The organism is Sandarakinorhabdus oryzae (genome assembly GCF_009733735.1).
GTDB lineage: Bacteria > Pseudomonadota > Alphaproteobacteria > Sphingomonadales > Sphingomonadaceae > Sandarakinorhabdus > Sandarakinorhabdus oryzae.
The window spans coordinates 1-5115 of the sequence record NZ_WNJP01000183.1 but is presented as its reverse complement, the minus strand read 5'-3'; the positions used below and the strand labels follow the sequence as shown (position 1 = coordinate 5115).

3 protein-coding genes and 1 pseudogene are annotated in these 5115 nt (G+C 66.0%); 2 read left to right on the top strand and 2 right to left on the bottom strand.

Annotated features, from left to right (window positions below; translation table 11 throughout):
* A pseudogene (locus GJ693_RS13675) lies at positions 1 to 237 on the top strand (prepilin peptidase); the annotation flags it as partial.
* Positions 237 to 851: a 2OG-Fe(II) oxygenase gene (locus tag GJ693_RS13670; protein ID WP_156256835.1), complete on the top strand. Its 615-nt coding sequence runs from the start codon at positions 237 to 239 to the stop codon at positions 849 to 851. The pseudogene GJ693_RS13675 and the gene GJ693_RS13670, both read left to right, overlap by 1 nt.
* Positions 852 to 917: 66 nt before the next feature.
* Here the strand turns inward: GJ693_RS13670 and GJ693_RS13665 are convergent, their stop codons facing one another.
* Together GJ693_RS13665 and GJ693_RS17030 are read right to left on the bottom strand one after the other, a co-directional pair.
* Positions 918 to 3602 carry a TonB-dependent receptor domain-containing protein gene (locus GJ693_RS13665; protein ID WP_156256834.1) on the bottom strand — a complete coding sequence of 895 codons (2685 nt, stop codon included), beginning with the start codon at positions 3600 to 3602 and terminating at the stop codon, positions 918 to 920.
* 82 nt (positions 3603 to 3684) lie between these two features.
* The coding region (locus GJ693_RS17030) for a hypothetical protein (RefSeq protein ID WP_197042201.1) at positions 3685 to 5115 on the bottom strand (1431 nt) is incomplete at its 5' end.

Here is a 5115-nt window from a genome sequence, read left to right as displayed (position 1 = left end):
GACGGGCTGGGCGGCGGCGATCCCAAGCTGCTTGCCGGGCTGGGCGCGCTGCTGGGGCCGTGGCAGCTGCCGTTGCTGATCACCGGCGCGGCCGCCCTGGGCCTGGCACTGGCCGGTTGGGATCAGCTGCGCGGGCGCGGCGTGACGGCCACCACGCGCCTGCCGTTTGGCGCCCTGCTGGTCGGAGTGGCGCTGGTCTTGCTATGGTTCGGGCCAGGTTGGATGGAGCTTTCGTGATGGCGCGTTTCGAAGGGGCGCAGCGTGTGCCCGACAAGCGGGTGGAGATGTTCATCCGCAAGCGCTTCCTGACCGCGGCCGAATGCACGTTCCTGTGTGCCCTGATCGATCGGCTGGTGCGGCCGTCCACCATCACCGATGCCTATGGCGCTGATGCCGATTTCCGCACCAGCGAGACAGCCGATCTGCCCGGCGACGATCCGCTGGTGGCCATCGTCCATCGCCGGCTGGCCGAGTATGCCGGGCTGGACATACGCCACGGCGAGGCGCTGCAGGGCCAGCGCTACACCCAGGGCCAGCAGTTCAAGATGCACACCGATTATTTCGAGCCGACCGGCCTCGACTATTTCCCGCACACCGAAGATGGCGGCCAGCGCACCTGGACGATGATGGTCTATCTGGATGAACCCAGGGCCGGCGGTGCGACCCGTTTCCAGCACCTGGCCAAATCCATCCAGCCAGAAGTCGGCAAGCTGGTGGCCTGGTGCAACCAGATCGACGGCCGGCCCAACCCGATGACCCTGCACGCCGGCATGCCGGTCAGGGCCGGCGTCAAGCATGTCATCACCGCCTGGTTCCGCGAACGCGCGCGCCGCCATCCGCCGATCAGGTGACACGAAAAGCCCCCGATGCTTGGCGCACCGGGGGCCGTTTCGGGGAAGGTTACGGGTGGGACGTCGTCAGAACTTGACCGACAGGCTGCCCTGGAAGCTGCGGCCTAGCGCATAGCTGTTGGTGTCGATGCGGCTGGCGTTGAGGCGCTGGAATTCCTGGTAGCGCGTGTTGGTCAGGTTGCGCGCTTCGAACTTGGCCTCGATCTCCTGGCCGAACAGTTTGAAGCCCTGGCGGATCACCACGTCGAGCCGCAGGCCGGGCTTTTCCACAAGGTCGGGCTGGCCCGACGGGCCGCGGAAGGCGACACGATTGCTGGCATAGTTCAGCAGGATCGTCTGTTCCGATAGGCCTTCATCATCCTGGAAACCGAATTGCAGGTTTGCGACATGATCCGACTGGCCGGTCAACGGGTTGCCGTCGCGGAAGATGTCGGTGGCCGGCACGGTGGTGCCCGACAGCGGGAAGCGCGTGGTGTCGCCCGCCTTCACGTTGATGCTGCTGTCGGTCCAGGTGTAGTTGGCGGCGATGAAGAAGTGGCGGGTGGCAAACAGGTCGCCCCAGCCCGACAGGTCGAAATATTTCTGGACCTCGATTTCCGCGCCATAGAGCCGGGCCTTGGGCGCGTTTGCGAACGTGGTCTGGAAGGTGCCGCCCTGCACGAAGGCGATGGCATCGATCGGCTGGTCAATGTCCTTGTAGAAACCACCCACGGACAGCCGCTCGTCCTTGCCGAAATACCATTCATAACGGGCTTCGACGTTGATCAGTTCGGAATTGGTCAGGAACTGGTTGCCGAAGCTCAGACGGTCGCTCTCGGTGTCGAAATAGGGCTGTGGCGCCAGCTCGCGGAACTGCGGCCGGGCAATGGTCTTGGAGGCGGCAAAGCGCAGCTGCATGTCTTCCGCGAAGTTCCAGGTCACCGTCAGCGCCGGCAGCCAGTAATTCTTGTTGATATCAGTCGGCGCGTTGAAAGCCGAACCGGGGTTGGCGTTGAAGACGTCAACCGGGGTGACGTTCTGGCGGCCGCTTTCATAGCGCACGCCGGCCACCACCTGCACGCCGTCTGTCGGCTCGATCTCGATCTGGCCATAGCCGGCATGCACGACCAGCTTGGCGTCATAGCGCGGCGCCACGGTCGAGATGCTGTTGAGGATGATGCCATAGGTATAGACGTTGTAGTCTGACAGCAGATAGTCGGGCCGCTGCTGCGTCACGGCGCCGGGCAGGGCGGCGTTGGACTGATAGCGATAGTCGAAGCGTTCCGACGTGCGGTCGGCGTTGCTGTAGGCATAGCCGGCGGTCAGCTTGATCGGGAACGGCCCGCCGCGGATCTTGTAGCCAAGATCGAGCCCGGCCCCATAGACATTCTCGTTGAGCCGGCTGAACGCCACCACGCTGGACTGGCCCGGCGAGCGCAGATCGTTCACATAATCGTTGAACTCGGCCGAGAAGGCATAGCTGTTGGTGCGCTCGTAGGGCGAGAGCCGCTTGGAATTGGCATAGGTGCCGCGCACATCGACGGTGAGCGCGTCGAACTTGAACTCGCCGACGAACTGGGTGTCGATCAGCTGGCGGCGGAACTGCGCGGTGGCGTTGCGCTGCAACAGCCGGTCACGGCCGACGTTGATGTCGTCGATGCCGGACTGGATGCGGGCTTCCTTGATGGTGTCGTTCACGTAGAGGTTGGAAAAGCGGATCTTGTGATCGCCGAACTCCGCGCCAAAGCTGACCAATCCATTGAGAACACTGCGTAATTCGGTGGATGCAAAATCGAAGTCCTGATCCGGGTTGAGCTGCAGGGTCCCGCCGGGGCCGACGGCGGCACCGCCCGACAGTTGCTGCTTGCCCTGCTTGGTCTGCCAGTCGTTGGTGAAGCCGGCGGCGAAGACAAAGCCGAGCCGGGCAGCACCCACGTCGAAGGCGCGGCCGCCCGCGATGTTGGCGCCCCAGTTCACCGGGATATTGTCGTTGCGCAGGATGACGTTGGTTTCGGCGTTGGTCAGCGACGCTGTGATGTCCTGCAGCTGGCGCAGCGTGTAGTTGGCGCCGACGGCCAGCGCCTTGCCGCCGTCCTGGCTGGCGCGGATGCCGGCCGGCAGGGAGCGGGTGCCATCGTCGAAACCGGTCCAGTCGTGGCGGCCGCCTGCGTAGACATAGCCGAGCCCGCCGGTGGTGACGGTGTTGCCGCCGATGCTGCCGCCCACGGTGAAGAACGGCTCCTTCGGCACGGCGCGGGTCGTCAGGTTGATCACGCCGCCGCCGAACTCGCCGGGGAAATTGGCCGAATAGCTTTTCTGGACCACCGATGAGGCCAGCACCGAGGTCGGGAACAGATCGAGCGGCACAACGCGGCGCAGCGGATCGGGCGAGGGGATCGGCAGACCGTTGAGCAACGCCAGTGAATAGCGCTCGCCCAGGCCGCGGACATAGACATAGCGGCCACCCACCACGCTGAGGCCGGTGACGCGCTTGAGGGCGCCGGCGATGTCGCCTTCGCCGGTGCGGGCGATATCGGCCTGGCTCAGCACCGACACCACCTCGCGGCTGAGCCGCACCGTGTTGGGAATGCGCTTGCCGATCACGACGATCTCGCTGCCGCGGCCGCCGGGGATGGAGACCTCAACCGGTTCTTCGGCGGGCGGTTCGTCGGCTGCAGGCGGTGCGGCCGGCGGGGCCGTTTGCGCCACGGCCGGCGCAGCCAGCGCGGCCAGCATCGTGGTGGAGAGCAGGACGTGGAGCGGTTTCATCATCTTCTTGGGTCCCCGGCAGACAGCCCGGTGAAAGGCACGCACCGGCCGGCGGCAACGCGTGCCGCCGACCGGTCGCAACAGCTTACTGGATCGGTGCCGGCGCGGCGGTGCAGCTGGTCGCGCCCGGGCCGATGCCGCAGGTCCAGCCGGCATACCAGGTGTCGGTGGCGCTGCTGAAGGCGCCGACGAAATTGGTCTGGTCGAAGAAGGTGCCGGTGCCGGTGTAAACCGTGCGCGGGTCGGTGGCGACCGCGGCGGTCTCGTTGGCGCCGGGCAGGAACAGGTTGGTCAGCGTCAGCGTCACCGGCGGCAGCAGGTTGTTGTTGCCGGTGATGATCGGCGTGATGTTGGCCAGCGGCACGTCGGCTTCATCGCGGGCCGCCCCGCCAGCGCAGCCGAAGATCACCGAGCGGAAGATCGGCGCGCCGGCTTCGTCGGTGGGTGCATCGGCGGTGGTCACCGCGGTCTGGGCACCGTCGATGTCCAGGCACAGGCCGGTGGCGACGGTGTTGTTGATGACGCCGTTGACCAGGCCATAATCGGTGCCGCCGCGCAGCAGGATCGAATCCGGGGTGCGACGGCCGACGAACGTGAAGTTGGCGATGCGCGGGAAGCTGCGCGGCGTCTTGGTTTCGCCGCCGGCGGTATCGGCCTCGATCACGCGGTCGCCGCCATCGGTGCGCTGCACCACCAGCACATATTGCAGCAGGCCCTTGAAGCCGAGATCGGTATCGAGCGAGTCATCGTCGGCGCCGGAGATCACGACATTCTTCATGTTCACGCGACCGCCGAACCATTCAATGCCGTCGTCGGAGCTGTTGTGGACCTGGATGTAACGCATCGTTGTGCCCGATCCGACACCGCCCATCGAAATGCCGTTCAGTTCGTTGCCGGGGCTGACTTCAAAGCCCGGATAACGGACCTGGACATAGGCCATGCGGCCGCTGTTGTCGGCCGGGCTGCCGCCGCCGTAGAAGGCCCCGGTCAGGCCTTCGATCGCGGACTGGCAGCTGACAGTGCCTGGCGTCGCGCCCGCACCGATGCAGGTGTGGATTGGCGCGCGGCCAAGGATGACGATGCCGCCCCACTGGCCGATCGAGCTGTCGTTGACGCCACCTTCCATGTTGGAACGGCTGGTGAAGACGATCGGCTTGGTGGCAGTGCCTTCGGCAAAGATCTGCGAGCCGCGGTTGATCACCAGCGCATCGGCGCCTGAGGAGCCGAACACGACGACGCCCGGTTCGATGGTGAGGATGCCCTGCTGGCCGCCGGCAGCCGGCGCGGCCGGATCAGCACCGAGATCGATGCCGACATTGACGCGGCCCGACAGCGAATAGACGACGCCGCGGATGTTGGCGAGCGTGAGGCCGCCGGTGATGGTACCGGAAATCTGGCAGTTGCGCAGATTGTTGATGACACCAACGTTGGTGGTGCCAGCCGGGCAGCTGTCGGCGGGGCCGGTCGGGGTGGGCGTCGGGGTCGGCGTCGGGGTCGGCGCGGGCGCCGGCGGCGG

Bases quoted from the DNA above. Each gene is read 5' to 3' on its own strand.
- GJ693_RS13670 (WP_156256835.1), top strand. From the start codon at position 237: ATGGCGCGTTTCGAAGGGGCGCAGCGTGTGCCCGACAAGCGGGTGGAG.
- GJ693_RS13665 (WP_156256834.1), bottom strand. From the start codon at position 3,602: ATGATGAAACCGCTCCACGTCCTGCTCTCCACCACGATGCTGGCCGCG.